Genomic DNA, 26,906 nt, shown 5'->3' on the forward strand with positions numbered 1-26,906 from the left:
CGGCGCATTCCGAAAAGGATTCGTGGACGCAATGCCGCGTTTTTACGCCGCACGCCCAGTTGCGACCAGCAGCAATAGCCGATAGCTGCGATGCGCTCCTGCGCACCGCAGATCAGCAATCGCGCGTCCTTTGGATAAAGCGTGCTTATGCCGCGGCGGCGTGGCCGAGCGCGTTGACGATCTGGTCGACGACTTCCTCGACCAGGAGGCGGTCGTCGCCCTCGCCCATCACGCGGATCACAGGCTCGGTGCCGGACGAACGCACCAGCAGCCGGCCGTGGCCGTTGAGGCGATTCTCGCCGTCCATGATCGCCGATTTCACCTCGGCGTGGTCGAGCGGCTTGCCGGAGCGATAGCGTACGTTCTTCAGAATCTGCGGCAGCGGATCGAAGCGGTGGCAGACCTCCGACACCGGGCGGCGAAGCTTTTGCACCACGGCCAGCACCTGCAGCGCTGCGACGAAGCCGTCGCCTGTCGTGGCGTAGTCGGAGAGGATGATATGGCCCGATGGCTCGCCGCCGAGATTGTAGCCCTGCGACAGCATCTGCTCGAGCACGTAGCGGTCGCCGACCGGCGTGCGCACCATGCCGAGGCCCTGCCCCTCGAGGAAGCGCTCTAGCCCGAGATTCGACATCACGGTAGCGACGATGCCGGGCTTGGCAAGACGGCCGTCTTCCTTCCAGCTTTGCGCGATCACCGCGAGCAACTGGTCGCCATCGACGACGTGGCCGCGCTCGTCGACCAGGATGACGCGATCGGCGTCGCCATCGAGCGCAATGCCGATATCGGCGCGCATCTCGCGCACCTTCTTGGCGAGCGCCTCCGGCGAGGTCGAGCCGCACTCCTTGTTGATGTTAAAGCCGTCGGGTTCGACGCCGATCGCGATGACGTCGGCTCCGAGCTCCCACAGTGCTTCCGGCACCACCTTGTAGGCCGCGCCGTGCGCGCAATCGATCACAACGCGCAGGCCGTCGAGCGAGAGCTCGCGCGGTAGCGTCCGCTTGGCGAATTCGATATAGCGGTCGTGGACGCCGTCGATGCGGCGGGCGCGCCCGAGGCTAGCGCTCTGCGCCAAGCGACGGTCGATCGGCTCGTCGAGCAGTTGCTCGATCTGCTTCTCGACGTCGTCGGACAGTTTGAAGCCCTGCGGACCGAACAGCTTGATGCCGTTGTCCTCGAACAGATTGTGCGACGCTGAAATCATCACGCCGAGATCGGCGCGCATCGACTTGGTCAGCATCGCGACCGCCGGCGTCGGCATCGGGCCGAGCAGCAGCACGTCCATGCCGACCGAGGTAAATCCGGCCACCATGGCGTATTCGATCATGTAGCCGGAGAGCCGCGTGTCCTTGCCGATCACGACGCGGTGGCGATGGTCGCCACGCTGAAACACCAGGCCGGCCGCCTGGCCCACCTTGAGCGCGAGCTCCGGCGTGATCAGACCATTGGCGCGGCCCCGAATTCCGTCGGTACCGAAATATTTGCGACTCATGTGACCCCCAGCCATTCCGGGATTTCTTCATGGCCTTGCGACCACGAACCCGAATGCCTCCATTGTAGCGTGCTGGGGGTTATAATCCTTCGCCCGCCAAAATGGCTTCAAAAAATATGATGAATCATTACGGCCATTGGCGGCCAAAAGGCAATATAACTATTTGGTATATTTGGATATTCACGACAAGCAGCCATCGGCCTGCCGGCTCAACCGCCCCGTTTGATGTGCTGATCGCCTTTCGAAGGCGCCGGCTGGGTGACATTGACCGGATCGGATGCCGGAAAGGTCTCTTGCAGACCCTCCTCCAGCGCATCATCGAGCCGGCGCTTTTCCTCGGGATCGGCCGGGCCGGTCTCGACGGGGGCGGCTTTGCGCGGTCCGATCATGGGGATGTCCTCCCGGGAATGGCGCCGCCAGATGCGATTTGGCTGGCCATCCAACCATGCTAGATGACGACGCAGCGGAGAAGTTCAAGAAGGGCCGGGACGTCCATGAAGCATATCACCTGCATTGAGGATCTGCGCCAGTTGCACAAGCGCAGGGTTCCCAAGGCGTTTTTCGACTACGCCGACCGCGGCTCCTACACCGAGGACACGCTGCGGGCCAATTCGGAGGATCTGCAGCAGATCAAGTTCCGCCAGCGCATCCTGGTCGACGTCTCCAAGCGCGATCTCTCCACGACGATCCTCGGCGAGCCGGCCGCGATGCCATTGATCCTGGCGCCGGTCGGCCTGCTCGGCATGCAGCATGGCGACGGCGAAATTCATGCCTGCCGCTCCGCGCAGGCCGCCGGCATTCCCTTCACCCAGAGTACAATGTCGATCTGCTCGATCGAGGATATCGCCGCCGCCGTCGACAAGCCGTTCTGGTTCCAGCTCTACGTGATGAAGGACCGCGGCTTCATCAAATCGCTGATCGAGCGCGCGATTGCGGCGAAATGCTCGGCGCTGGTGCTGACCGTCGATTTGCAGGTGATCGGCCAGCGCCATCAGGACATCAAGAACGGCATGACGGTGCCGCCGGAATGGTCGCTGTCGAAGCTGCTCGATTTCGCGAGCAAGCCGTCATGGGTCGCGGGCGTGCTGCGCGGCAAGCGCCGCACCTTCGGCAACATCGTCGGCCACGTCAAAGGCACCGAGGATCTCACCAAACTCTCGGAGTGGACCGCGTCGCAATTTGATACCTCGCTGAACTGGAGGGACATCGACTGGATTCGCTCGATCTGGCCGGGCAAGCTGATCCTCAAAGGCATTCTCGACGTCGAGGACGCCGAAATCGCGGCCAAGACCGGCGCGCAGGCGATCGTGGTCTCCAACCATGGCGGCCGCCAGCTCGACGGCGCGCCGTCCTCGATCGAGGTGTTGCCGGAAATCGTCGATACCGTCGGCTCAAAGATGGAGATCATGTTCGACGGCGGCATCCGCTCCGGCCAGGACGTGGTGCGCGCGCTCGCGCTCGGCGCCAAATCCTGCATGATCGGCCGCGCCTATGTCTATGGCCTAGGGGCCGGCGGCGAAGCCGGCGTCGCCAAGGCGCTCGACATCCTGGCTAAGGAAATGCTCACCACGATGGGGCTGTGCGGCGTCAATACGATTGCCGAGATCGACGATCGCGTGCTGGCGGTTTGAGGGAAGCTCCTCGCCGGTCGTCCCGGACAACCGCCTTACTTCCTTCTCCCCTTGTGGGAGAAAGGAAGAAAGAGAGCCCTTCGCGTCACATCGGCGGTGTGATGCCGTCGCGGCCGACATTGACGCGGTTGGCTTCGAGCGTGCCGTCGTCCTTCTTCACCGCACCGAAGATGATGATCTTCGCGCCCGGCTTCAGCTCGGACTTGTCGCCGGCGACGAAGGTGACAACAGGCGTATCCGGCGGCACCACGACTTTCTTTTCGCCGTCTTTGTATTTGACCAAAATATTCTGCCCGTCGGTGCCCTTCACCGTCTGGGCGACGGTGGCGTTGGTCATGGTCGAGTTCGGTCGCTGATCCCATGGCCGAAAGCCTTCGGCCGCGCCGCGCTGGTTCTCCGGGAAGATATGCACCGCGACCGCCTTCTGGGTGCCGTCCGGCTCCGGCATGCCGGTGACGCCGATATAGGAGCCTTCCTTGATCTCCGACAGCGCGGTCTTCGCCACGCCGAACACGGCGACATCGTCGGTGAGGCGGACCTTCATGTCGGCGCCTTCGCGCGACTTGATCGATAGCATGGACCCATCGACTGCCTCGATGGTGCCGCGAATGCGCACCGTCGGTGGCTGCTGTGCCAGGACCTCCGCTGCAAACAGAGCGACAAGGCCCAGCGAAACCGCAAGCATCGGCGGCCATGAAGAAGATTTCGACATGATGTTCCTCCCAAAGTTGGATCGGCGCCCAATCCAACGCCAACACCGGGAGGAAATGCCTATTCCACGGCTGGCGCCCCGCCTACCGATCATCAAGGCGTGATCGGGTTTAGGCGCGCCAGCGGCGATCATGTATTCGTGAGATCGGCTTCGACGAGCGCACGAAGCTCCGGCGTCACCTCGGGACGCCGTCCGAACCACAATTCGAATCCCCGCACCGCCTGATGCAAGAGCATGCCGAGCCCGTCGGCCGTCTTCAGCCCGCGCGCGCGCGCAGCGGTCAGCAGCGGCGTGTCGAGCGGCACATAAACGAGATCGGCGACGACGGCGCGTGACGGCAGCCGGCCGACATCGAGTTCGAGCGGCGGCTGGCCCTTCATGCCGAGCGAGGTGGTATTCACCAGAAGCCCGGCGCTCGGCAGGAGATCGCCGAGCGTATCCCACGCCACGGGCAACACGCTCGCACCGAACTGATCCGCCAACGCGCTCGCGCGCGCCATGGTGCGATTGACGAGATGAATGCGCTTGATGCCGCGCTCGCGCAGTCCAAACACGACGGCGCGGGACGCACCGCCGGCGCCCAGCACCACCGCATCCTCGCACTTGTCCCAGCCGCCGGCACAGGCGTCGAGATTGTTGATAAAGCCTTCGACGTCGGTATTGGTCGAGCACAATTCGCCGTCTGCGAACCACAGCGTGTTGGCGGCGCCGACCGCGCGGGCGCGCTCATCCGGCTTCGACAGCGCAAGCGCGCGCTCCTTGTGCGGAATGGTGACGTTGGCGCCGACAAAGCCGCGCAGCGACAGGCGGAAGATGAAATCCTTGAACTCATCGGGCGGCACCGCCTCGATGACATAGCCGCCCTCGATGCCCAGCGTGCGCAGCCAGTAATGATGGATCAGCGGCGAGCGCGAATGCGCGGCCGGCCATCCGATCAGGCACGCGGCGGGGGGTTTAGGCACGGCAATAGCCTCCAAAGACGTCAATGGCCGGGATAAACCCGGCCACGATTATCAATTTATCTTTCGCTTAAATGAGTCAAGCACCGGTCGCCGCAGACGGAGCTGCGGCGGCCGACCGCACAGCTACGCCGCGACGCGATGCGCGGCGATGATCTGGTCGGCGGCGCGGCCGGTGACCTCGGCCATGCGGTCGAACTGGCGGGTGAACCCGCCGGCGCCGGCGGTGGCCGAGCGCAACTCCACGATCAGATCGCCGATCTCCGCCTCCGGCATGGTGGCGCGGACGCAGTCCCATCCCGGCCATCCCTCGCGGGTATCGAAGCCGAGAATCTGGCCGCGTCGCGCCGACAGGATCGCGTTGATCTTCGCCGTTGCTTCCGTGGGGCAGACGATCTCCACCATGTGGATCGGCTCCAGCAGCACCGGCGCGCACTGCGGCAGCGCCTCGGTCATGCCGATACGGGCCGCAGTGCGGAACGCGAGGTCGGATGAATCGACGCTGTGATACGAGCCGTCGATGAGCGTGACCTCGACATCGATGACGGGAAAACCGAGCGGACCCTTGACGAGGCCGTCGACCACGCCCTCTTCTACCGCGCCGATATAATTTTTCGGCACCGCGCCGCCGACCACCTTTTCGCGGAACTCGAAGCCCGAGCCGCGCGGCATCGGCTTGATTTCCAGCACCACGTCGCCGAACTGGCCGTGGCCGCCGGATTGCTTCTTGTGGCGGCCGCGCTGGGTGATCGGTTTGCGGATGGTCTCCTGATAGCCGATCGCCGGCGGCTGCGATTTGACGTTGACGCCGAAGCGGTCGCGCAGACGCTCGAGCGCGACGCGCAGATGCATCTCGCCCTGCCCCCACAGCACGACATCGTGGGTGCGCTGGTTCTGGATCATCGTCAGCGACGGATCCTCCTCGTTCAGCCGCAACAGCGCTTGGCCCAGCTTGACGTCGTCCTTGCGGTCGGCCGCCGATAGCGACATCGCCAGCACCGGCGGTGTCGGCGCGATCTGCACCAGTGCCGCCGGTGCGGTCTTGCCGCTGGACAGCGTGTCGCCGGTCTTGATCGCGTCGAGCTTGCCGAGCGCGATCGTCTCGCCGGCTTCCGCCGCGGCACGCTTGGTATCGTGCGCGCCGTTGACTGCGAGAATGCCGGACACCCGTCCGGCTTCGCCGGAGGAGGATTGCAGCGTCGCGCCGTCATCGAGGTGACCGGCGAGCAGCCGCGTCAACGACAGCTTGCCGCCGTGCTGCAGATGCAGCGTCTTGAACACATAGACCAGCGCCTCCTTTTGCGACGATGCGCCGAGGCGTTTCGCCGTTTCAACGACGCCCGGCGATTCATGGCGCAGCGCCTTCATCAGCCGCAGCACGCCGTTTTCGCGGCTCGCGGCGCCCAGCAGCACCGGGCAGATCAGCCCTTCGCGCAACTCGCGGGCGAGATCGTCGAACACCGCATCGCGCGGCGGCTGGATGTCCTCCAGCAACTGCTCCATCAACGCGTCGTCGTGGTCGGCGAGCTTTTCAAGCATCGAGAAGCGCGCTTCCTTCTCGCGGTCGAGATCGCCGCCTTGCAGCGCGATCACTTCCGAAGGCTTGTGCTCGCGATAAACAAAGGCGCGCTCCAGTGCGAGGTCGACAAAGCCTTCGATCAATTCGCCGTTCCAGATCGGAATCTGCCGCAGCACCAGCGGCACGCGCGAGGCCGGCTGCAGGGTCGCCAGCGTTTCGCGGATGCGCTTGTTGGCGCGGTCGATCTTGTTCAAAAACAGAAAACGCGGAATGCCGAGGTCTTCCAGCTCGCGCAGGATGATCTGCAGTTGCGGCAGCTTCTTCTCGTCCGCTTCGCAGACCACGACCGCGGCATCGACCGCGGGCAACGCGGCGCGCATGTCATGCGCGAACTCGACCGAGCCGGGACAATCGATAAAGGTGTAACTGTCGCCCATGAAGGTGGTGGTGGCGGCGCTTAAGGCCACGCCCATCTTGTGATGGCGCGCTTCGGGGCTGGCATCGCCGACGGAAGTTCCGGCATCGACGCTGCCGGCACTTTTAATGGCGCCCGTTCGCGCCAGTATCGCTTCTAGAAGTGTGGTTTTACCGCTCTGGAAAGGGCCCACCAGCGCAATGCACCGTGGACCTTGGGGACTTCTGACGTCTTGTCCCATTGCCGCCTCCCTGTTTTGGAGCTCGGCCCGTGATTGGGTCGGCGACCTGTGATGCTCCGCCTGTCGCAACGATTTGGCAAGCGGGAAAACGTCGCTGCGGTGCGAGGTGGGGTGTTCGGGGCGCCGCCCGCCGTCATTGTGAGTGAAGCGAAGCAAATCCACCTCCCCACTCCGGGAAAGAATGAATTGCTTCGCAATGACGGGGAGAAAGGCGTGATTAAGAATTAACGCCCAGGCCTGAGTTCCAAACTTTCCAATCCGGCAGCAATGCTGACGCCTACCTGGCCCTGCACGCTCAAGGGCTGCAGCGCGATCGAATTTGCGGAGCCGCCGACGCTGCCACGGCGCTAAGCACCCGCGGGAGCGCAGCGAAATGCGGGACAAGAACCAACCAAGGAGCACCGGATGTCGCGATGCTCATCCGGCTACGCTCGATTGGCCGGAGCGACGGTCGATGAACTCCGCAAGTAGGCCCGTGATCTCAGTTGGCCGCTCCAGGCTCGGTAGATGAGCAGTGCCGGTCAACATATGGTCCGCCCCCTTCAAGATCGTCGTTGCAATATGGCGGCTTCGTTCCTGAATGTGCGGAAAATCGAGGTCACCCCAGATCACAAGCGATGGTGCTGATATCTCGCGCAAGCGATGGAAGGTGGGCACGACATCGAGGTTCGACCCGGCCGGTGGCGACCGTAGCGCAATGGCGTTCATGTCGAGGAACAGCCGGCGCGCCTCACCTGTGACACGCTCCTCGGGCTGCAGTGGACCGTCCAGCCAAAGATGAGCCTTGATTGCGTTCACGCGATCCAAATCGCCGGCTTGCTCGGCGTCCTTGAGCTTGGCCATCAGCCCTCGATCTCCGGCGGATAGATCGGCTCCGGTCCGCCGCTCACAGCGGGCGCAATGAGAACGAGGGCGCGGACATAGGATGGATGCAGAAGAGCAGTGTCGAGCGCGATCCGTCCACCCTGAGAGCATCCAACAAGGATCGCCGGCGCGCCGTTCCCGACGGCGTCAATCACCGCCAACAAATCTGCGACTGCAGAAAAGTCCCCCTTTTCCGCGCGAGTCTCGCCAAAGCCCCGCCGATCGTACGCGATCGCCTTGTTGCTTGCGCCGAGTGCATCCAGTTGCGCGCGCCACATGCGACTATCGCAGACCGCGGCATGCAGAAAGACGACAGGGTCGCCGTGGCCGACGACTGTCGCGGCCAACCTGGCCTGGCCGGACGCAATCTGATGATTCGAAATCATGATTGATGCTAGTCCCGTTGGCTCGCAATGATGGAGCCAAGCCGCCCCGATCAGCGCCCCGGCCGCAGCTCCAGACTTTCCAATCCGGCGGCGATGCTGACCCCTACCTGGCCTTGCAGGCTGAGCGGCTGCAGCGCGATCGAGTTCGCGGAGCCGCCGACCAGTACGTTGCCGCCGACACCGACGCCAAGCGTCGCGCTGCCTTGCGCGCCGACATAATCGCCGGAAAGGCCGCCCGGCCCGAGCCGCGCGACAGGTGCGAACACGCCCCAGGCCAGCGCAGATTCCTGGGTGATGCCGAGATCGAGTCCGACTTTGCGGATGGTGGCGACATAGCGATCTTCCGGCATCCCTTCTGCGCGCAGCACGCAACCGAGATGAGTGACGGAACCGACGACGAAACCGACGCTGGCGCCGCCGCGACACTCCAGCACGCCGACCTGCACGCGCTGCCCCTGCTGCGCATTGGCGCCGATGGATGAAGCCAAAGCGGCGAGCACGGAAGCGGCAAGGATGAGGGAACGACGCATGAAGTATCTCCGGCTGAAAAACGGTGATGCGAGAAGAGAATTAAGAACAAGGCCGTGCCCGCGGCGCTCGCCGTTCTATGCCACAACATCACAGACCGTGCCAGATTGGCGGGAGCTGAAGGCGAGCCGTCTCCATTCGCTCGTCATTCCGGGGCGATGCGCAGCATCGAACCCGGAATCTCGAGATTCTCAGGTGCGCAATTGCGCACCATAGTTCGTCGCTCCGCGCCGCCCCGGAATGACATCAACAAAAAAGGCCCGCTTGCGCGGGCCTTTCCTTTAACGTGTCATGCTCAGCCGCGGTGACGATGGCGGCGATGGCCTTGGCGTCGCGGGCCGTTGCCGTAGAACGGTTGCAGCTCGAGGCCGGCGATGCCGGCGGCGACGTTCAATCCGGTCTGGCCTTGCAGGCTGATCGGCTGCAGCGCATAGGCATTCGCCGGACCGCCCACCAGGAAGTTGCCGCCGCCGCCGACGCCGATCGATGCATTGGCGCCGACGCCACCATAGCTGCCGGCGAGTTCGCCGCGCCCGAGCCGGCTGTTCGGCGCACTGACCGCCCACGACAACTGGGTCTGCTCGGTGACGCCGAGATCGAGACCGATGCGCTGCACCTTGGCGATGTAGGGTTCAGGCCGGCGGCCTTCGCTGCGGAACACGCATTCGAGGCTCGTCACCGAACCGACCACGAAGCCGACATTCTGGCCGCCCTGGCATTGCAGGATGCCGGCGCGAACCGGCGGCGCCGCGCTGGCGCTTGCGATCGGCGCGATCAGTGCCGCCGCGGCGAGTGTCGATGTCAGGAGTCGCATGTGTCCCAGTCTCCGCATGTTGATGAACAAATTTAGCGGAGCGGACAGGATGGAAGTGCCGTGTCGAAAACATGGCGCTTCATCAAGAAGCCGTCAAAACATTGCGTGTTCGTTTACGCGCGATGTGATTTGACGGCCGTCCTTTTGACGCGATTGCTCGTTGCGAACCGCGGCCCGTCCCGCATCAACTGCGGAGCGGGCTTGCGCGGCGAAACGCCTATCTCAAATTGCCGCAGAAGCGCTGGATGCGCTTGCAAGCGTCTTCGAGGTCGGAGGTCTTGGTCGCATAGGAGATCCGGAACGCCGGGCCGAGGCCGAACGCGGAACCCTGCACGACGGCGACGCCTTCGCTCTCCAGCAATTCCGTGACGAAATCCTCGTCATTGGCAATCACCTTGCCCGAAGGCGAGGTCTTGCCGATGGTGCCGGCGCAGGACGGATAGACGTAGAACGCGCCTTCCGGCCGCGGGCATTCGATGCCCTTGGCCTGGTTCAGCATCGAGACCACGAGGTCGCGGCGCTCCTTGAACATCTTGTTATGCACCGGAATGAAATCCTGCGGACCGTTCAACGCTTCGACGGACGCCCACTGCGCGATCGACGACGGGTTCGAGGTCGATTGCGACTGAATGGTCGCCATCGCCTTGATCAGGTCGGCCGGACCGCCGGCGTAACCGATGCGCCAGCCGGTCATGCAATAGGCCTTCGACACGCCGTTCACCGTCAGCGTGCGCTCGTAGAGTTTCGGCTCAACCTGCGCAGGCGTGGCAAACTGAAAGTCGTCATAGACCAGGTGCTCGTACATGTCGTCGGTCATCACCCAGACATGCGGATGCTTCACCAGCACGTCCGTGATCGCCTTGAGTTCGGCGCGCGTGTACGCGGCACCGGTCGGGTTCGACGGCGAGCACAGGATGATCCATTTGGTCTTCGGCGTGATCGCCTTTTCCAGATCCTCGGGCCGCAGCTTGAAGCCGCTCGACGCCGGGCACACGACGGGGACCGACTCGCCGCCGGCCAGCGCGACCATTTCCGGATAGCTGACCCAGTACGGCGCCGGGATGATCACCTCGTCGCCGGGATTGAGGGTTGCCATCAGCGCATTGTAGAGCACCTGCTTGCCGCCGGTGCCGACGATGATCTGGTTCGGCTTGTAGGTCAGGCCGTTCTCGCGCTGGAACTTGTTGATGATGGCTTCCTTCAACTCGGGAATGCCGCCGACATCGGTGTACTTGGTCTTGCCGGCCTCGATGGCGCGGATCGCCGCCAGCTTGATGTTGGCGGGCGTGTCGAAGTCCGGCTCGCCGGCGCCGAGGCCGATGACGTTGCGGCCCGCCGCTTTCAGCGCGCGCGCTTTGTCCGTGACCGCGATGGTCGCGGACGGCTTCACACGGGCGAGCGAGGCAGACAGGAAGGGCATCATCATCTCCTGGCAAACGTCGTGACTTCTGAAATTCACGACTCGTTTTGATGGGAACGCCGCACCCTAAGGCGCAGGGCGCTGCATCGCAAGAAGCTTGGCCAAATAACGGCGAACTTTAGGGACGTTAAAGCTGGCTCGGTACGGTCGGAGCAATGTCGGCGCAATAATCGTAAAATTCCGCGGTGAGATGACTCATATCTGGCAAGGGTTGCGATCCGGCGAGTGGCTGACGGCTTCGCGCATGCGCGCCTAAAGCCTGATCCTGCTCGGCCTCTCGGTCCTGATCTTCGCCGGGTGGATCGCTGTTTCCGAGGGCCTCATTGACCGCACGGGCCAGCCGATCGGGGGACTGGCGCTCTGGCTGGTCGCCAGTTTTGCCGCCTACCTCGCAACGATCCGCGCCATCCTGCCGCGTCAGGAAACGTTGCTGGTCGCCGCCGCCTTCCCCGCCGTGCTCATCAATGTCGGCCATGGCCAGAATGGATTTCTCACAGCAGCCCTGCTCGGCGGCGCGCTGCACTGGCTCGACCGGCGACCATGGCTTACCGGCGTGCTGATCGGCCTGCTCGCCTACAAGCCGCAATTCGGCGTGCTGATTCCGATCGCGCTTCTGGCGGGCGGGCGCTGGCGCACGATCGGCGCCGCGGCCGCCACCGTCGTCGCGCTGGTCGTGGTCAGCTTCGCGATGCTCGGCAGCGGCATCTGGCATGCCTTTGCCGATTCCATGAATTTCACGCAGACGGTCGTGCTCGAACAGGGCGGCACGGGCTGGCACAAAATCCAGTCGATCTTCTCGGCCGTCCGCGCATGGGGCGCGAACGTGCCGACAGCCTATGCGGCGCAGGCCTCGTTGTTCGCCTTGCTCGCCACCAGCCTCGCTTGGCTGTGGCACAGCGATGCCGCCTTCGAGCTCAAGGCGGCGGCGCTGGCGCTGGGCAGCCTGCTCGCAACACCCTATGTGCTCGATTACGACCTCGTGGTGCTCGCGGTCACGATCGCATTCTTTGCGCGGCACGGGCTGAACAACGGCTTTCGCGATTTCGAGATCAGCCTGCTCGCCGCGGCCTGGATCGTGCCGCTGCTCTCGCGCAGCATCGCCGGCGTCAGCTACATACCCCTGGGCCTGTTCGTGGAGCTGGCCTTCTATGCGCTCATATTGCGGCGCGCGGCCCTCGACCGTGCGAGCCATGCGCTCGGTGGGACTCGCGTCGCGCAAGCGTGATCTTTGTTGTTCCGGCGTGTTGATGGAATCATTCTGCGCGTGTGCAGTGCGGTAGAGGTTTTCGACTTTTTCCATTCCGCGGGACTTGCGACGTAGTGATATCGGCATCATTGTTTAGCCGCGTTGCGGTGCGAACCGCTGACAGCGCGGGCGCGCAACTGCGGTGTGCGTGCTTCCTCGATCGGGGTGAAATCCAGGACGATGTACAAGCTCTATTCGATGCAGCGCTCCGGCAACAGCTACAAGGTCCGCCTTGCGCTGGCGCTGCTCAACGCGCCCTATGAGGCGATCGAAATCGACATTCTCCGTGGCGAAAGCCGCACGCCGGAGTTTCTGGAGAAGAATCCGAGCGGACAGGTGCCGCTGTTGGAGGTCGCCGAAGGACGCTACCTCGCCGAGTCCAACGCCATTCTCTGGTATGTCTGCGGCGGCACGTCGCTGGCGCCGGAGTCGCGGGTCGAGCGCGCCGAAGCGCTGCAATGGATGTTCTTCGAACAGCACGCGCTGGAGCCCAATATCGGCGCCGCTTACTTCTGGCTGTCGCTGGTCAAGGGCGGCCGCGACCTGCAGACCCATGCGCTTGAGGACTGGATGGAGCGCGGCTACGCCGCGCTTCAGGTGATGGAAAACCATCTCAAGACCCGCGCCTATTTCGCGGCCGGACAACTCACGGTCGCCGATATCGCACTGTACGGCTACACCCATGTCGCCGACCGCTGCGACTACGACCTCGCGACCTTCCCCGCCATCCGCGCATGGCTGCGGCGGGTCGAACAGACCCCCAGTTTCGTGACGATGGACTGGCAGCCGGCGACCGAGGTCGACGATCAGGCCGACATCGCCGCCGGCGCATAGCCACCCTCGCTCTTCTCACTTTCGCGCGAGCACGCCGCCAAAGGTTAATAATAGCGGGCATAACGTTAACCTTTGCCGCGATTCCGCCATTTTCAGCCTCCGGTCGCCGCAATGTTGCCGGTGATCGCTGCAAGATTTTTCCCGACGTCGTGAGTCGCGGGTGATTCGTCCCGCGTTACAAGGATTTAGGCTATGATGCGGTCACCCGGCGCGGTCGGCTTCGAGAGCAGCCGCGCGCCCGTCGCTTCTTCCCGCTTGCTTGGTGCCATCGCCACCTCGCTTGCGATCGGCACGCTATCGCTTTGCCTCGTGGTCACCCTGACGGTGCTATCGATCAAGGCCACCATCGCGATGCCCATTCCGTGACTGGTCCAGCCTTTTTGTTTGCATTATTGGACTAGCGAAACGCGATGATCAGCATCGCGATGTAGACCAGAATGAAGACACCCGTCGGCCTTGTGACCGTCGCCTTGGCGGTAGCGATCCTGCTCGCCGTCTCCTTCCTGATCGCCACCGGCACGCGCGGCGAAGGGCCGGCGTTCGACTCGTCGGCGGGCGAACTCGAGGTTCGCACCATTGCGAGGGGCCTCGTCAATCCGTGGGCGCTGGCATTCTTGCCCAATGGAACGATGCTGGTGACCGAGCGTCCCGGCCGCATGCGCCTCGTCAGCACGGAGGGCCAGGTCTCGCCGCCGCTCAAGGGCGTGCCTGACGTGTGGGCCTCAGGCCAGGGCGGCCTGCACGATGTCGTCACCGACAAATCCTTTGCACAGAACCGGACCATCTATTTCTGTTACGCCGAACGGACCTCGGGTGGCGGCCGCACCACGGCCGCGCGCGCGAAACTGAGCGACGACAATGGCCGCCTCGACGAGGTCAAGGTCATCTTCCGCCAGCAGGGCCCGCTATCGTCAGGCAATCACTATGGCTGCCGCATCGCGCAGGCCGACGACGGCAATCTGTTCGTGGCGCTCGGCGATCACTTCACCCATCGTGACCAGGCGCAGAATCTCGGCAATCATCTCGGCAAGCTGATCCGGATCGCGCCCGACGGATCGGTGCCTCCAGGCAATCCGTTCGCCGGCCGCACTGATGCCAAGCCGGAAATCTGGAGTTACGGGCACCGCAACGTGCAGGCGCTCGCGATCAACCCGGCGAGCGGCGAGCCCTGGGAAATCGAGCACGGCCCGCGCGGCGGCGACGAGGTCAATCTCGTCGGCAAGGGCAAGAATTACGGCTGGCCGGTGATCGGCTACGGCATCGATTATTCCGGCGCGAAAATCCACGAGAGCACGGCCAAGGATGGCATGGAGCAGCCGCTCAAATATTGGGTGCCGTCGATCGCGCCGTCGGGCATGGCCTTCTACACCGGAAAGCTGTTTCCGAAATGGAACGGCAGCCTGTTCACCGGCGCGCTGCGCAGCGCGATGCTGGTGCGGCTGACGCTGAACGGCAACGCGGTGACGTCGGAGGAACGCCTGCTGCAGAACCTGCACGAGCGTATCAGGGACGTCCGTCAGGGGCCGGACGGCGCACTGTGGCTGCTCACAGACAGTTCGAACGGACGGATTTTGCGGGTGGCGCCGGCCTCGAAGTAACGATACCTCTGAACAAAAACACGCTCACCATTTGTGAAAGATCAGAAACGCGCCGATCGCGATGAAGAGAAAGCCGAGCGCGTGATTCCACGCCAGCGGCTCCTTCAGATAGAGCACCGAGAAGCAGGCGAACACCACCAGCGTGATCACCTCCTGCATGGTCTTGAGTTGCGCTGCGGAATACACCGTGCTGCCCCAGCGGTTGGCCGGCACCGCCAGCCAGTATTCGATGAAGGCGATCCCCCAGCTCGCCAGCACCACCATTGGCAATGGGCTTTCCTTGAATTTCAGATGGCCGTACCAGGCAAAGGTCATGAAGATGTTGGAAGCAAACAGCATCAGGATCGGCAGCAGCGTCGGCGAGACAGTGGGCATCGATGTCCTCTTGCAAAAATGTCGAGCAGCTCAATGGTTGGGTGCGGTACGGCGTTCCTTAACTCGATATCATTTGATTTCAAAAATGCGAAAGTCTTACGCATGCGCGCAACGCTCTCTTAGGACTGGCGGCAGAAAGGCGTGCACAATCGCAACAATCAGGCATGCTTGCGTCTTATTCCCGGCAAGTAGCGAGAACGGGCATGCAGTTAGACTGGCGCGCAATCTCCGGTCCGGCTCTCACGACAGCGACGGCGATGATTGCCTTCGTTGTCGACCGACACTTCGTTGCAGTCCCCAATCCCGCGCCGCTATTCGTCTGCATCGTCGCCTTTGCCGCTTCCATCAGCGGCATCGTCTCCGGCATGGCCAGCGCCATCATAGCGGTGGCGTCGTCAGCGCTGTTCTTCCTCAACCACCGCGCTACGCCCGGTTACGACATGTCCGACCTGGCGCGCATGCTGCTGCTGGCGGCGACCGCCGGCGGCACCGCGCTGATCACCGGCTTGTTGCGGAAAAGATGGGTCGATGCGTTCGCGTGGGAGAAGAAGCATCACGCTACCGCGGACCGCCTGTCGGCCGCGCTCGATCAGGTCGATATCGGCATCGTGCTGCTCGATTCCGCCACCCGCGCCGAGTTCATCAATCGCGCGTTCCGCGATTATTTCAAGCTGTCCGACGAGCAGGCCGACAGCAAGCCTCCCTTCATTGCGCTGATGTATCACGGCCGCGACACCGGCGCCTGGCAACTGCCGGAGGACGAGTTGAGCGCCTTCATCGCCAAGCGCACCGAGATGATACGAACAGGCGATTCCACGCCGATCAACCTCGATCTTGCGGACGGACAGGTGCTGCGCTTCACCTGCACGGCGCTTCCCGACGGCGGACGCATGCTGAGCTACACGCCGATCACCGACCTCGTTCGCCACACCGACGATCCCGGCCGCGCGGAGTATTATCGCGCGCTGCGCGGCAGCCATCGCAGTCTCGCCAAGCACCTCGGCGCCGCGGAGTAGCGAAGCGATAAGTTGATCGTCTGCTGCCACATCTGTATTAATCAACAGGCATCCCTCCTTCCCGCGTCCCTGACGCGCCATCTCTTAACCAAAACGGAATCGCGCATGCCCGGCGACCTCACTATTCGCTTCGTCACCCGCCAGGACTACGCGCAATGGCTTCCGCTATGGGACGGCTACAACGCCTTTTATGGCCGTTCGGACGCGACCGCGCTGGCGCCCGAGATCACGGCGATGACATGGGCGCGCTTCTTTGATGCCTATGAGCCGATGTATGCGCTGGTGGCCGAGAGCGGCGGCGAGTTGCTCGGGCTGACGCATTATCTGTTTCACCGCTCTACGACCATGATCGAGCCGAACTGCTATCTGCAGGACCTCTTCACCAGCGCCGCAGTGCGCCGCAAGGGCGTCGGCCGCGTCTTGATCAACGGCGTGTACGAGCAGGCGAAGCTCGCGGGATGTTCCCGCGTCTATTGGCAGACGCACGAGACCAATCACACCGCGATGCAGCTTTACGACAAGGTGGCCGAGCGTTCCGGCTTCGTCGTTTACCGCAAGATGCTCTGAGGCGCGGCTTTCGGCCGGCCTGTGGATAAATCCCAGCGTCACGCGCGCGTAACAAAGCGCAGCTAGCCTGCCCCTGCGTCTGATCAGGCCCCCGTCTCGGATCACGCGCCCCAGCGGTCCCCGTCAGTCGCCGCGTCTGACCGGGGCCGCATCTTTTTGTGCCGCATGGCTGCCAAGCGCGGGCGCTGGTCCGCTTTTCTTGCGGGCCGAAGCCGCGCGCGCCACAATGCGCCCTCCCCGCTCTTCCCACAGGATCGATCCATGCAAATTCGCAACCTCGGTGGCTCCGGCCTGCGTGTTTCCGCCGTCGGCCTCGGCTGCAACAACTTCGGCCAGCGCACCGATCTGGAGACCTCGCGCAAGGTCATCCACAAGGCGATCGACCTCGGCATCACGCTGTTCGACACCGCCGACATCTATGCGGGCATGGGCGGCTCCGAGACCGTGCTCGGCACCGTGCTCGGCGACCGCCGCAAGGATATCGTGCTGGCGACGAAGTACGCGAAACCGATGGCGGCCGACGGCACCAGGCAGGGCGCCTCGCGCCGCTACATCATGTCCGCGGTCGAGGCCAGCCTGAAGCGGCTGAAGACCGACTACATCGATCTCTACCAGCAGCATGAATACGATCCGCTGACGCCGATGGAAGAGACGCTGCGCGCGCTCGACGATCTCGTGCGCCAAGGCAAGGTCCGCTACATCGGCAATTCGAACTTTCCGGCCTGGCGCATTGCGGAGGCCGAAATGCTGGCGCGGCAGATGAACGTCAACCGCTTCGTCTCCTGTCAGGATGAATACAGCCTCGTGGTGCGCGGCATCGAGAAGGATTTGCTGCCGGCGGCGCAGGAATACAAGCTCGGCCTGCTGCCGTTCTTTCCGCTGGCGAGCGGCCTTCTCACCGGCAAGTACAAGCGTGGCACTGATGCCCCTGCCGACACCCGCTTCGCCAAGGCGCCGGCGCTGAAGGACCGCTACGTCACCGCGCGCAATGAGGACATCGTCGAAAAGCTCCAGGCGTTCGCGACGGAGCGCGGCCACACCATGCTCGAACTCGCCTTCTCCTGGCTGGCCCAGCGCCCGCAAGTCGCAAGCGTTATCGCCGGTGCCACCCGCGTCGAACAGGTCGAGCAGAACGTGAAGGCGACCTGCTGGACGCTGAGCGCGGAGGAGCTGGCGGCGGTGGATCGGATTACGAAGTAGGTCTTGGTTGCCGTCGCTCCCTTGCGAACGCAGGGACCTATACCGCGTGATCCGTCGATGATGCGCGGTGGCCGATACCGTAGCATGCCACAAACACCTGTGGTTATGGGTCCCTGCGTTCCGCAGGGACGACACTGCCGTTGAGGCTGGCGCTAGGTCACCAGCCCCTGCATCGGCTTTACCGTGGCACTGTCCGGGAACACGCTCTCCGCCAACACCTTCTCAGCCAGCCCGAACTGATCCTTCAGCACGCCTTTCATCACCGCGCGCAGATCGGTGGTCGGCGCGAGGTCGCGGCCCTGATGGAGGCTCGCCGGCTTCAACCCCGGCCAGTCCGCGATCACCCGCCCGCCGTTCACCGCGCCGCCGGCGAGCAGCGCGACGGTGCCGGTGCCGTGATCCGTGCCCTGCGTGCCGTTGATGCGCGCGGTGCGGCCGAACTCGGTGGCGACGACGATCACCGTGTCGCGCCAGCGCGGTCCCAGCGCAGTTTCGAATTCGGCGAGTGCGCCGTCGAGCCCGCCGAGCAGTTGCGCCAGCCGGCCGACCGAGCCGCCTTCATTGGCATGCGTGTCCCAGCCGTCGAAGGCGAGCGCGCCGATCCGCGGACCATTGTCGGCCGCCATCAATCGGGCCGCGCCGCGTGCCGCCAGCCGCATTGCGGCCACGCCGCCGGTGCCGGGCTTTGGTTTCATGTCGTCGCCCTGCGCGGCCTTGTCGAAGGCGAGGCCCTGCTTCAGCGCCGAACCCAGTGCGGCGTCGCGGTGCTGATAGAGGTCGAGCAGCCGCATCGCGGTGTCCTCGCTGGCCTGCGGCAACGCGAGCGGCGCCCAGCCGACGGTCGGTGCCGCGCCGCGCAGCACCAGCGGCGTGATCGGGCCGACTGCGAGCCCGCTCGTCACCCGCTCGCCTTTCGGCAGGCCTTCCAGCGCGCGGTTGAGCCAGCCGGACTGTACCCGGCCGGGGCCGGCAAAGCCGCTTTCGAGCACGTCCTGTCCGTCGAAATGCGAACGGTCGCGATAGGGCGTCGCCACCGCGTGGATCACCGCGGCCTTCTTCTCGCGATACATCCGCGAAAATTCCGGCATCGCCGGATGCAGTGAGAAGAAATTGTCGAGCGGCAGCGCCGCGTTCGGCCCGCTCGACGACAGCGCGATCGCACCGTGCAGGCCGGCGTAGTCAGGGTCGCCTGTTGGAGCGACGGTGGCGAGCCCGTCGAGCGCGCCGCGAAGGATCACGAGCACCAGCCGCGGATCCCGGCCGTCGGCCGCGCGCGCGAACTTCGGCAGGTAGGCCCACGCCGCAAAGGACGCGCCGGCGAGCAGCGCGGCACGCCGCGTCGTCGGCAATGACCGCATCTCTTCGCAGCAACCCGTTGTCGTTTCCATGGACGTCATCTCCTCTGGAATTCCGGCGACATCAACAACAGCGCCAGCGCCTGCTGCCGCGATTCCGCGCGTTCGATGGTCCGCCGCGTCTCCACCGACGCCGTGTCGGCGGCCGCGAGTTCGAGCAGATCGCGCGGATCGACGCCCTCGGCGAGCCTCGATGCAATCTGGGTGGAGATATCGAGGCGCAGTCTCATGCCCTCCGGCGCCAGCCACGCAGCGTTGCTGTCGGGAAAGCCGTTCGGCCCGGCCGGCGACCATAATGGCTGACCGAGCGCCCTCAGGCCGGCGAGATAGAGGTTGGGATTGTTCGGAATCTGCGCCAGCAGCCGGCCGGCCGCGACGAGAAATTCGTAAGGCGAGCGGATCTTGGTGAGCGGCGCCGTCCAGGCCTCGTTGGAATCGACCAGCGCCAGCGCCTTTAGATCGCCGTCGGTTTTCGTGAAGACATCGGCGAGCCGCGCTAGCAGCGCGGCCGGCGGATCGTCGGCCACGAAATGGCGCGCGAACTTTGCCGCGATGAATTTCGCGGTCGAAGGATGCCGCGCGATATCCGCCAGCACCGCCTCGCCCTGCGCCACGCCTTCGGCATGGTAGACCTTGCCCATCACCCGCTGCGCGCCCGGCTGGTGCGCATTGGCATTGAACACGAAGGTGCCGGGCGCGCCGAGTTGGCCCAACCTTCCCGCATAGGTCCAGCCCGTGATGACGTTCGCCAGCGACGTCACGTCGTCCTGCGAATAGCCGCCGCCGACGCCGAGTGTATGCAACTCAAGTATCTCGCGCGCGAGATTCTCGTTCAGTCCGCGGTTGCGGTTTTTGCCGGCGCGCGAATGCGGGCCCAGCGATTGCTGGTTATCGAGGAAGAACAGCATCGCCGGATGCTGTTCGACCGCCTTCAGCATGTCGGCGAAGCGTCCGAGCACGTGTGGCCGGATCGCCTCGCGCTCGAACGAGCCGGCCCACATCCGCGCCGGCCCGCCCTTGTTGGCGGAAATGCAGAAATGATTCGACCAGAACACGACAAGCCGCTCGGCAAATCCGCCATCGGCGATGACGGCGCACTGCAGCCGCGCCAGCGCCTCGGCGCGAAAGGTTTTCTGGATGATGTTGAGCGGTTGTGGCGGCGGCTTTAGCGCATTGAGCTGCGTCGCTTCCGCCGGTGCCATCGCGCCGGGATTCTCCGCAGACTTGGCCTGTGGCTCCCTGGGTGACTCCTTGGGCGCCATCTCCATGGCGATGCCGTTGAGCGACAGGTTTCGCCGTTGGCCGTTGGCCTCCGGCCGCGGTGAAGCGCCTTCGCCCCTAGCCGGCGGCGCGGCCGATTTTGCGGTGTCGCGCGCCTGCTGGATTTCGAACTGATAATCGAACAGTGCCTTGCCGAGCGCGGGCGTCGACTGCAGCCGCGGCGCTTCGAGCAGCACGCGATTGGGACGGCCGAGTTCCGCCTTGACGAAACCGCGCGGATCGGACGCGGCGTTGAGAACATCGCCGGATGCCCCGCCGCGCGCGCCGAAGCCGAAGCGATTGAGCGCAACGAGGGCTGCTTGCGAATCGCGGGTCATCGGATTTCCCTTAGAATTTCCCAGGCGTATAGTGATGAAGTATAACGCGCCTCAGTGTGATCCCGGATTAATTCCGCGTCAGGATTCAGCCTCGTTGATGACAGATCGTTTGGAAAATGCGCCCACGCGCCGCCTTGCCTGCGCCGGCTGCGGCACCGAATTCGGCTGCAACCTGTCCGGCCCCTGCTGGTGCAACGACGAGACGTTCCGCCTGCCGATGCCGGTGGACGGCAGCGATTGTCTCTGCCCTGACTGCCTGCGCAAATTCGCTGGCCAGCGCACCGGCGTGGGTGCGGCATGATCGGGAAATGGAACGTCAGCGCCGTCCTGCTCGACATGGACGGCACGCTGCTCGACACCGAACGGGTCTATTTCGACAGCCTGGTCGCGGCGCTCACCGCGCATGGCTACACCGACGACGCCGTAACGCTGTGCCAGGCGATGGTCGGCCTGCCCGGTCCGGAGTGCGAGGCCCTGCTGCAAGCGCGCTACGGAGATGGCTTTCCGCTTGCGGAGGTCAGCCGTGCCTTCGTCAGCAACCGCAATGAAATTCTCGGCGCAGGCCTGCCGCTGAAGAGCGGCGCGATCGAACTTTTGGATGCGCTGCGGGCGGCCGAATGTCCGATGGCGATCGTCACCTCCTCTTCGCTGCGCACGGCGAATGCGCATCTAAAGCTCGCGGGTATCCGCCACCGTTTCGAAACGCTGCTGACCCGCGACGACGTCGCCCGCGGCAAGCCCAATCCCGATCTCTATCTGCTCGCGGCATCGCGGTTCGGCCTGAAGCCGGAGGCGTGCGTGGCCGTGGAGGATTCCAACCACGGCGTGACCGCCGCGCATGCCGCGGGCGCGATTACCATCATGGTGCCCGACATGGTGACGCCGACCGAAGAGTCGCGGGCGCGATGCGCGGCGGTGGTGCCGGATCTGAATGCTGTGCTGGCAATGCTGCGCGAGCGTGGCGCGTTAACGCGAGGCCGCTAGCAGCCATCGCGAGAAACGCGACTTGTCCGCCGAAGCCTTGGCGAAGGCGGAAGCCGCCAGCCATAGCGCCGCAACGGAGGCATGGATTGCGCCGCCGTTCCCCGCGGAACGATTTCGCCAAGGCCAGCGTTGTCGTTTTCCGTTGATAACGGAGACCATGATGACAAAGACCGCGCCTCCGATTCCCCCGGACAATCGGAGCCCCAAGGGCCCCGGCAGCGCGCCCCACGTGCCCCTCGACACCACCAAAGGCCATCGCGACGACGAGAAAAACAACATTCGCGAACAGGGCGCACACGGCAATCTGACGCAGAACACCAGCCACCGGCGGTCGGGGTGACAGCGCAGTCGCGCTTTTCGGATTCGAATGTCAAACAACTGGTTCGCTTGTCGTCACCCGCGAAAGCGGGTGATCCAGTATTCCAGAGGCACTTCGTGCTTGAGCCCAAGCGTGGTCAGTTCCTCGCTTTCATACGGTGTCATATCCCGCGCGCCGCAATGCGGGCATGTGTCGTCGCACATGCAGGACCATTCATCGGCCCATCGGCGTCTGCAGCGGTCGCACTTGTAGTGATTCAGAAACCACGCCATGGCCGGGCTCCCTAGTGTCGCAAGCGATAATTCCCGCGCGAAACGAATTCAATAAACCCGCGATCCCGCAAATATTGAAGCTGCTGCCGAATCTTCGGTCTGACGTTCTGGTTGCCGGGATAGAGATCGCCGAGGTGCCGTTCGAAAGCATAGACCTCGTCAAGGGTGAAGTCCCGCTTGCCGAGCGACTCCACGCACTTCATCACATCCAGCAACCAGCCACGCGTTTCCGGAGATTCGTTTCTGAGGAAGAGTGTCTTCTGCCAATCGGCGAGAACGATGTCCTTCGGACGAACGACGCCGTCCTTCACGATATGAATCTTGCCGGATTCGGGCACGCGAGACAGGATGATATTCGATCCTATCCAGCCAGCCCGTCTGGCCGTAGCGGCAAGGGGCTTCCGCTCTTCGATGATCTCCCGGACGAAGAAATGTTTCGGTACGATCAGGAGATTGACGACAGAAAATGATTTGGCATCGTAGTTCATCAACAGCAAGTTCGGATTGTTGCTGGCCGCCAGCCGCTCGCATTTTGTCTTGTGGGCGCCATCGGCGACCTTCGCACCGAACTTGCCCTTCTGGTTTTTCAGTTCGAATTCCTCACTGCACGATCCGCAAAGGAAATCCGCGAGTGGGCTGTTGTTCGGAAATTGCGACATCTTCGTATTGCCGCAGTGGGGGCAATACGCTTGTGCGCTGACCCAGGCTTCAGTCCATGCGCGCGCCTTCTGCGTGCCGCTAGTGTAGGCCAATTGGGATTCTTCGAAGCCGAGTTTCATGCGCGGAGGGTAGCGCATTCAGGCCGGATTGCGATAGGATCTCGGCTTTAGATTGAATCGAGAAGGTTGAGGTTACGTCATTGCGAGGAGCGATAGCGACGAAGCAATCCATGCGTCCGCTTGTGGTGAGATGGATTGCTTCGCTGCGCTCGCAATGACGGTCGGCCCTACCTCTTCTTCCACCCGCCGCGATGCCCCGGTGCGCCGCCGGTTGATCGCGGGGCAGGCCCGAACTCCGGTCCCGACTGCCGCGAGTCCGTTGGCTGGAAGATTTTGCTGCCGCTGCCGCTCTCGGGCTTGCGCGGTTTGGCGCCGCTGGGCCGGTAGGGCAAGGATTCCGGGCCGTGCATTTCGTCGAGGAGGGGTTTGTGGACCTTGGAGGTGGAAGAACCGCCGCTGCGGCTCACCCCGCCCCGACCGCCTGCGGCGGTCGACCCTCCCCCTCCAGGGGAGAGTGGAGAGGCGCCGCGCTTCTTCATCGCTGATGTCGGCAAGTTCGCTGCCTCGCCGTACTTCTTCGTCCCCGCGTACGCGCCAGCCTTGCCTTGCACGGTGCGCTGCTTTGCGGTGGGGTCGTCGACCACGGCCATTTCCGTGGCGCGGAGGCGTTTGACTTCGTCGCGGAGTCTGGCGGCTTCCTCGAAGTTCAGATCGGCGGCGGCTTCGCGCATGCGAGTTTCGAGGTCGTTCAGCACGGCCTCGAAATTGTGGCCGATCGAGATGACGTCGTCCGCCATGCCGCCGTCGCCGATCTCGACCAGCACGTGGTCGCGCTCGTAGACAGAGTTCATGATGTCGCCGATCGACTTCTTGATGCTCTCCGGGGTGATGCCGTGCGCGGTGTTGTATTCGACCTGCTTCTCGCGGCGGCGGTCGGTCTCGGCGATGGCGCGCTCCATCGAGCCGGTCATCTGGTCGGCGTAGAGGATCACCTTGCCGTCGACGTTGCGCGCGGCGCGGCCGATGGTCTGGATCAGCGAGGTCTCGCTGCGCAAAAAGCCTTCCTTGTCGGCGTCGAGGATCGCGACCAGCCCGCATTCGGGAATGTCGAGGCCCTCGCGCAAGAGGTTGATACCGACCAGCGCGTCGAACGCGCCGAGGCGCAAGTCCCGGATAATTTCGATGCGTTCGATGGTGTCGATGTCAGAGTGCATGTAGCGCACGCGAATGCCCTGCTCGTGCAGATATTCGGTGAGATCTTCCGCCATGCGTTTTGTCAGCACCGTGATCAGCGAGCGGTAGCCGGCCGCCGCGGTGGCGCGGACTTCGCCGACGAGATCGTCGACCTGCGTGCGCGCCGGACGAATGTCGACCGGCGGATCGATCAAGCCCGTTGGACGAATCACCTGCTCGACGAACACGCCGCCGCTTTCGTTCAGCTCCCAGCCGCCCGGCGTTGCCGACACCGCAACCGTCTGCGGGCGCATCATGTCCCATTCCTCGAACCGCAGCGGGCGGTTGTCCATGCAGGAGGGCAGCCTGAAACCGTATTCGGCGAGCGTCGCTTTGCGCCGGAAATCGCCGCGGAACATGCCGCCGATCTGCGGCACGGTGACGTGGCTTTCGTCGGCGAACACCAGCGCGTTGTCGGGCACGTATTCGAACAGCGTCGGCGGCGGCTCGCCGGGGCGGCGCCCGGTCAGGTAGCGCGAATAGTTCTCGATACCGGCGCAGCTTCCGGTCGCTTCCATCATTTCGAGATCGAAGGTGGTGCGCTGCTCCAGCCGCTGCGCTTCTAATAGCCGTCCCTGGTTGTTGAGCTCGTCGAGCCGCAGCTTCAGCTCGGACTTGATCGACTTGATCGCCTGCACCAGCGTCGGCCGCGGCGTCACGTAGTGCGAGTTGGCGTAGATCTTGATGAATTCGAGATCGTCCTGCTTGTGGCCGGTGAGCGGATCGAACTCCTCGATATTTTCCACGGTGTCGCCGAACAGGTTCACGCGCCAGGCGCGGTCCTCATAGTGCGCCGGGAAGATGTCTATGACGTCGCCGCGGACGCGGAACGTGCCGCGGGTGAAATCGGCCTGCGTGCGCTTGTACTGCAGCGCGACGAGGTCGGCGATCAACTGCCGCTGGTCGATGCGCTCGCCCTTCTTCAGCGCAAAGGTCATCGCGGTGTAGGTCTCGACCGAGCCGATACCGTAGATGCACGACACGGACGCCACGATGATGACGTCGTCGCGCTCCAGCAGCGCGCGCGTCGCCGAATGGCGCATGCGGTCGATCTGCTCGTTGATGGACGAATCCTTTTCGATGTAGGTGTCGGTGCGCGGGACGTAAGCCTCGGGCTGGTAGTAGTCGTAGTAGGAGACGAAATATTCCACCGCGTTGTCGGGGAAGAAATTCTTGAATTCGCCATAGAGCTGCGCGGCCAGCGTCTTGTTCGGCGCGAGAATGAGCGCCGGGCGCTGCGTCGCCTCGATCACCTTGGCCATGGTGTAGGTCTTGCCCGAGCCGGTGACGCCGAGCAGCACCTGGGTGCGGTCGTTGCGGTTGATGCCCTCGACCAGTTCGGCGATCGCGGTCGGCTGGTCACCCTTCGGCTGGTATTCGGATTTGATCTCGAAGCGCACGCCGCCTTCGGATTTTTCCGGGCGCGGCGGCCGGTGCGGCGTCCAAACTTTGAGCTGGCCATTGTCCCCGCGAAATTCGGGACGGCCATCGCGGATCAGGCTTTCAAGCGCATCGGCGGTGGCCTTTACGCCGAGCGCTTCCATCTTGTTGCGCGGTGGGCGAGCGAGGGCTTCCTCGTCGTCTTCCGCGGTCGGCAGGCCGAGCTGGCGCGCGAGCTCAGGGTCGAGGGTCGGGATGGTGGCCGCGGTGCCGTAGTTGGCTTGGGGGGATTCGTCGAATCCTTGTTTCGAAGCATCGCGCTTTGCAACGTCACCGCTTGTACCGCGGGTCGAGGCCCGCGCCCTGTGCAGGGCGGCCTCGCCACCGGCGCGGCGGTCCCAGGAATTGTCCGGCGGCGGCTGCAATCCGGTGCCCGAGCCTGTGCCCGCGTCGCCGCGGTTGATGGCGGGATTGAGCAGTTCCGCCAGCGCCGGTCCGATTGGTTGCACCTCGGGCCGGTGCGCCTTGGATTTCGGGGTTTTGCCTGATTTTCGGGGAGCGTCCGGTTTCTTCGCCATCGCCCGAATATGGGACGAGTCAGTCGGTGAGAAAAGGGCAAATGGCGGCGCGAAAGCGCGCGGCTTCGCCTGTCAGCAGATGTCAGCAAGACGCAATCGGGAACCGTCGTGCGCCTCAGACGCGGAGATCGCCATTATCCGCTCTGACCGGCGCTGCCTTGACGATATCCAGATGAATCCCGCCGCAGCGCGTGCATCGCATGGTCCAGTACTCGGCACCGGCGCGGCCAGGGATGATACGCAGCACCGCGAGCGCAGCGCTGCAATCCGGACAGGTCGAAAGCAGCGGCGTGGCTTGCAGGGTCTGTTCGGGAGGGGGAACGGAGATTCGGCCGGCCAGCACGCTTACCGATTCGCGAACCGCGGCATGAAACGATCGATATGGGCTTTCGCATCCGCGATCGCCGCTTCCGGATTCGACCAGGCGAAGCCGACCTCGAGCGTCGGAAACGCCAGGCCATCGATCACGACCGGCTCCTGGTCGGCCCGTTGAATCCTGGCGTGCCATAGCCCTCTCCCCGCTTCGAACGACTGAATTTCAAAGCCGCCATAGATCATGGCGCGTCCCCCGGAATTGCGCATGGCGCGAACAGAGCACGGCGCGGCGGAGGCAGATGTGAAGGGGTTCACATCTGCTGAATTTTTTCAGAC

The 26,906-nt window shown here is 64.0% G+C and carries 28 protein-coding genes and 2 pseudogenes; 11 read left to right on the plus strand and 19 right to left on the minus strand.

Translation table 11 applies throughout. The annotated features are described in order from the left end of the window. Positions 1 to 145: 145 nt before the first annotated feature. Positions 146 to 1,492, minus strand: a complete 1,347-nt coding sequence (glmM, locus tag CQ13_RS06620; RefSeq protein WP_057842199.1) for a phosphoglucosamine mutase — start codon at positions 1,490 to 1,492, stop codon at positions 146 to 148. A 209-nt stretch (positions 1,493 to 1,701) separates the two neighbouring features. Next, complete coding sequence (locus CQ13_RS06625; RefSeq protein ID WP_057842200.1) at positions 1,702 to 1,881, minus strand: hypothetical protein; 180 nt, start codon at positions 1,879 to 1,881, stop codon at positions 1,702 to 1,704. 105 nt (positions 1,882 to 1,986) lie between these two features. Here CQ13_RS06625 and CQ13_RS06630 point away from each other — a divergent pair, with 105 nt between their 5' ends. Continuing rightward, the gene (locus tag CQ13_RS06630) at positions 1,987 to 3,123 is read left to right on the plus strand and encodes an alpha-hydroxy acid oxidase (protein WP_057842201.1); all 1,137 of its coding nucleotides are present in this window, start codon (positions 1,987 to 1,989) and stop codon (positions 3,121 to 3,123) included. Positions 3,124 to 3,208: 85 nt separating this feature from the next. Here CQ13_RS06630 and CQ13_RS06635 read toward each other — a convergent pair whose 3' ends face one another. From CQ13_RS06635 to CQ13_RS06665, 9 genes and pseudogenes are all read right to left on the minus strand, one after another. Further along, a complete protein-coding gene (locus tag CQ13_RS06635; RefSeq protein WP_245309064.1) occupies positions 3,209 to 3,808 on the minus strand; it encodes a single stranded DNA-binding domain-containing protein in 600 nt (199 codons plus the stop codon). A 155-nt stretch (positions 3,809 to 3,963) separates the two neighbouring features. Beyond that, complete coding sequence (locus CQ13_RS06640) at positions 3,964 to 4,803, minus strand: shikimate dehydrogenase (protein WP_156433551.1); 840 nt, start codon at positions 4,801 to 4,803, stop codon at positions 3,964 to 3,966. 117 nt (positions 4,804 to 4,920) lie between these two features. Continuing rightward, the gene (locus CQ13_RS06645) at positions 4,921 to 6,969 is read right to left on the minus strand and encodes an elongation factor G (RefSeq protein ID WP_057842203.1); all 2,049 of its coding nucleotides are present in this window, start codon (positions 6,967 to 6,969) and stop codon (positions 4,921 to 4,923) included. A 224-nt stretch (positions 6,970 to 7,193) separates the two neighbouring features. Beyond that, positions 7,194 to 7,304: pseudogene (locus tag CQ13_RS40600) on the minus strand (DUF992 domain-containing protein); the annotation flags it as partial. A gap of 82 nt (positions 7,305 to 7,386) precedes the next feature. Then, positions 7,387 to 7,812 carry an alpha/beta fold hydrolase gene (locus CQ13_RS45355; protein WP_245309057.1) on the minus strand — a complete coding sequence of 142 codons (426 nt, stop codon included), beginning with the start codon at positions 7,810 to 7,812 and terminating at the stop codon, positions 7,387 to 7,389. Then, positions 7,812 to 8,219, minus strand: coding sequence for an alpha/beta fold hydrolase (locus CQ13_RS45360; RefSeq protein WP_245309058.1), 408 nt, complete (start codon positions 8,217 to 8,219; stop codon positions 7,812 to 7,814). Before CQ13_RS45360 ends, CQ13_RS45355 begins: the two co-directional genes overlap by 1 nt. 50 nt (positions 8,220 to 8,269) lie before the next feature. Beyond that, on the minus strand, positions 8,270 to 8,749 hold the full coding sequence (locus tag CQ13_RS06655) for a DUF992 domain-containing protein (protein ID WP_057842204.1): 480 nt from the start codon (positions 8,747 to 8,749) through the stop codon (positions 8,270 to 8,272). A gap of 293 nt (positions 8,750 to 9,042) precedes the next feature. Next, on the minus strand, positions 9,043 to 9,561 hold the full coding sequence (locus CQ13_RS06660; protein WP_057842205.1) for a DUF992 domain-containing protein: 519 nt from the start codon (positions 9,559 to 9,561) through the stop codon (positions 9,043 to 9,045). A gap of 217 nt (positions 9,562 to 9,778) precedes the next feature. After that, positions 9,779 to 10,981, minus strand: a complete 1,203-nt coding sequence (locus CQ13_RS06665) for a pyridoxal phosphate-dependent aminotransferase (RefSeq protein WP_057842306.1) — start codon at positions 10,979 to 10,981, stop codon at positions 9,779 to 9,781. A 190-nt stretch (positions 10,982 to 11,171) separates the two neighbouring features. On the opposite strand from CQ13_RS06665, the pseudogene CQ13_RS06670 reads away from it, so the two are divergent. The 4 genes and pseudogenes from CQ13_RS06670 to CQ13_RS06680 all read left to right on the plus strand — a co-directional run bounded on the left by CQ13_RS06670 (position 11,172) and on the right by CQ13_RS06680 (position 14,659). Next, positions 11,172 to 12,206: pseudogene (locus tag CQ13_RS06670) on the plus strand (glycosyltransferase family 87 protein). A gap of 201 nt (positions 12,207 to 12,407) precedes the next feature. Further along, entirely contained in the window at positions 12,408 to 13,061 is a 654-nt protein-coding gene (locus CQ13_RS06675; protein WP_057842206.1) for a glutathione S-transferase family protein, read from the plus strand. 192 nt (positions 13,062 to 13,253) lie between these two features. Next, entirely contained in the window at positions 13,254 to 13,427 is a 174-nt protein-coding gene (locus CQ13_RS44250; protein ID WP_197427262.1) for a hypothetical protein, read from the plus strand. A 71-nt stretch (positions 13,428 to 13,498) separates the two neighbouring features. Next, entirely contained in the window at positions 13,499 to 14,659 is a 1,161-nt protein-coding gene (locus CQ13_RS06680) for a PQQ-dependent sugar dehydrogenase (RefSeq protein ID WP_057842207.1), read from the plus strand. 24 nt (positions 14,660 to 14,683) lie between these two features. Here the strand turns inward: CQ13_RS06680 and CQ13_RS06685 are convergent, their stop codons facing one another. Further along, positions 14,684 to 15,034 (minus strand): DMT family protein, encoded by a 351-nt coding sequence (locus CQ13_RS06685; RefSeq protein ID WP_057842208.1) that lies wholly within the window; start codon positions 15,032 to 15,034, stop codon positions 14,684 to 14,686. Positions 15,035 to 15,237: 203 nt separating this feature from the next. On the opposite strand from CQ13_RS06685, the gene CQ13_RS06690 reads away from it, so the two are divergent. The 3 genes from CQ13_RS06690 (at position 15,238) to CQ13_RS06700 (ending at position 17,817) form a co-directional block, all read left to right on the plus strand. Then, positions 15,238 to 16,050, plus strand: a complete 813-nt coding sequence (locus CQ13_RS06690; RefSeq protein WP_057842209.1) for a PAS-domain containing protein — start codon at positions 15,238 to 15,240, stop codon at positions 16,048 to 16,050. 105 nt (positions 16,051 to 16,155) lie between these two features. Beyond that, positions 16,156 to 16,617 (plus strand): GNAT family N-acetyltransferase, encoded by a 462-nt coding sequence (locus CQ13_RS06695; protein WP_057842210.1) that lies wholly within the window; start codon positions 16,156 to 16,158, stop codon positions 16,615 to 16,617. Positions 16,618 to 16,878: 261 nt separating this feature from the next. After that, the gene (locus tag CQ13_RS06700) at positions 16,879 to 17,817 is read left to right on the plus strand and encodes an aldo/keto reductase (RefSeq protein WP_057842307.1); all 939 of its coding nucleotides are present in this window, start codon (positions 16,879 to 16,881) and stop codon (positions 17,815 to 17,817) included. Positions 17,818 to 17,969: 152 nt separating this feature from the next. Here the strand turns inward: CQ13_RS06700 and CQ13_RS06705 are convergent, their stop codons facing one another. Both CQ13_RS06705 and CQ13_RS06710 read right to left on the minus strand, forming a co-directional pair. Next, positions 17,970 to 19,214, minus strand: a complete 1,245-nt coding sequence (locus tag CQ13_RS06705) for a DUF1501 domain-containing protein (RefSeq protein WP_057842211.1) — start codon at positions 19,212 to 19,214, stop codon at positions 17,970 to 17,972. Beyond that, on the minus strand, positions 19,211 to 20,770 hold the full coding sequence (locus CQ13_RS06710) for a DUF1800 domain-containing protein (RefSeq protein ID WP_057842212.1): 1,560 nt from the start codon (positions 20,768 to 20,770) through the stop codon (positions 19,211 to 19,213). The genes CQ13_RS06705 and CQ13_RS06710 overlap by 4 nt, the downstream gene beginning before the upstream one ends. A 97-nt stretch (positions 20,771 to 20,867) precedes the next feature. Between CQ13_RS06710 and CQ13_RS06715 the strand changes: the two genes are divergently transcribed. The 3 genes from CQ13_RS06715 to CQ13_RS06725 all read left to right on the plus strand — a co-directional run bounded on the left by CQ13_RS06715 (position 20,868) and on the right by CQ13_RS06725 (position 22,094). Beyond that, positions 20,868 to 21,071 (plus strand): cysteine-rich CWC family protein, encoded by a 204-nt coding sequence (locus tag CQ13_RS06715; RefSeq protein WP_057842213.1) that lies wholly within the window; start codon positions 20,868 to 20,870, stop codon positions 21,069 to 21,071. Next, positions 21,068 to 21,754 carry an HAD family hydrolase gene (locus CQ13_RS06720; protein ID WP_057842214.1) on the plus strand — a complete coding sequence of 229 codons (687 nt, stop codon included), beginning with the start codon at positions 21,068 to 21,070 and terminating at the stop codon, positions 21,752 to 21,754. The genes CQ13_RS06715 and CQ13_RS06720 overlap by 4 nt, the downstream gene beginning before the upstream one ends. Before the next feature lie 160 nt (positions 21,755 to 21,914). Further along, complete coding sequence (locus tag CQ13_RS06725; RefSeq protein ID WP_197427263.1) at positions 21,915 to 22,094, plus strand: hypothetical protein; 180 nt, start codon at positions 21,915 to 21,917, stop codon at positions 22,092 to 22,094. Positions 22,095 to 22,147: 53 nt separating this feature from the next. Here CQ13_RS06725 and CQ13_RS42605 read toward each other — a convergent pair whose 3' ends face one another. The 5 genes from CQ13_RS42605 to CQ13_RS06745 form a co-directional block, all read right to left on the minus strand. Next, a complete protein-coding gene (locus tag CQ13_RS42605) occupies positions 22,148 to 22,345 on the minus strand; it encodes a hypothetical protein (RefSeq protein ID WP_156433544.1) in 198 nt (65 codons plus the stop codon). 11 nt (positions 22,346 to 22,356) lie between these two features. Beyond that, positions 22,357 to 23,142, minus strand: coding sequence for a DpnI domain-containing protein (locus CQ13_RS06730; protein ID WP_347337015.1), 786 nt, complete (start codon positions 23,140 to 23,142; stop codon positions 22,357 to 22,359). Between the two features lie 149 nt (positions 23,143 to 23,291). Beyond that, the gene (gene uvrB / locus CQ13_RS06735) at positions 23,292 to 26,255 is read right to left on the minus strand and encodes an excinuclease ABC subunit UvrB (RefSeq protein WP_057842215.1); all 2,964 of its coding nucleotides are present in this window, start codon (positions 26,253 to 26,255) and stop codon (positions 23,292 to 23,294) included. A 115-nt stretch (positions 26,256 to 26,370) separates the two neighbouring features. Further along, positions 26,371 to 26,598 carry a hypothetical protein gene (locus CQ13_RS06740; protein WP_430649658.1) on the minus strand — a complete coding sequence of 76 codons (228 nt, stop codon included), beginning with the start codon at positions 26,596 to 26,598 and terminating at the stop codon, positions 26,371 to 26,373. A gap of 2 nt (positions 26,599 to 26,600) precedes the next feature. Next, positions 26,601 to 26,837 (minus strand): hypothetical protein, encoded by a 237-nt coding sequence (locus CQ13_RS06745; RefSeq protein WP_245309060.1) that lies wholly within the window; start codon positions 26,835 to 26,837, stop codon positions 26,601 to 26,603. Between the last annotated feature and the right edge of the window lie 69 nt (positions 26,838 to 26,906).

Origin of the sequence: Bradyrhizobium retamae (assembly GCF_001440415.1) — a bacterium.
Taxonomy (GTDB): Bacteria; Pseudomonadota; Alphaproteobacteria; order Rhizobiales; family Xanthobacteraceae; genus Bradyrhizobium; species Bradyrhizobium retamae.